Below are 731 nucleotides of genomic sequence, written 5' to 3'. Positions count from 1 at the left end.
GGCGGTGAAGTCCCGCTGGAGCAGGTCCGGCACCGGCGTCGCGTCGGGTGCGGGAACCGTGGTGCGGACCTTCTTACGCAGGTGCACCCCCACGATGCCGCGTCGGCGCATCAGCCGCTCGACACGCTTGTGGTTCACCAGCCGTCCCTCGTCCCGCAGCTCGGCGGTGATCCTGGGACTGCCGTAGGTGCTGTCGGACTCCCGGTGGATCTCGGCGATGCGCTCGGTGAGGACCTGGTCGGCGCGTTCGCGCTCGGCCCGGGCCGAGCCGGCTTCGCGCCAGCGGTAGAAACCGGAGCGGGAGACGGCCAGGAGGGTGCACAGCCGCTTCACGCCGTAGGCGTCGTGGTGGTCGGCAACGAACTGGAAGCGGATCACCAGTTCGTCTCGCCCGCGAAATACTTGGCCGCCCGGTGCAGGATCTCCCGCTCGAGCTCGAGTTCCCTGATCCGGGCCTTGAGCTGCTTGTTCTCCCTGGCCAGGGCGGTGGCCTCGGCGGTCCCGGGCACGGCGGCCTGCTCGGCCTCACGCACCCAGACCCGCAGCGTCTCGTGGTTGATGCCCAGGTCCTTGGCCACCGAGGCATACGTACGTCCCGGGCTCGCGCGGTACAGCGCGACGGCATCGGCCCGGAACTCAGGGGTGTACTTCGACGTCCCCAACGGGAACTCCTGTCCTATGGATCTTCACGATCCAATGATCAGGGTGTCCTCGATCAAGGGGAAACGCCC

At 68.5% G+C, this 731-nt stretch carries 1 pseudogene; it reads right to left on the bottom strand.

The window, feature by feature from the left end:
- Positions 1 to 662: pseudogene (locus C6N31_RS44875) on the bottom strand (IS3 family transposase); the annotation flags it as partial.
- Positions 663 to 731: the final 69 nt, after the last annotated feature.

It is taken from the genome of Streptomyces fildesensis, assembly GCF_016107395.1.
Taxonomy (GTDB): Bacteria; Actinomycetota; Actinomycetes; order Streptomycetales; family Streptomycetaceae; genus Actinacidiphila; species Actinacidiphila fildesensis.
This window is presented reverse-complemented; position numbering and strand designations above follow the sequence as displayed.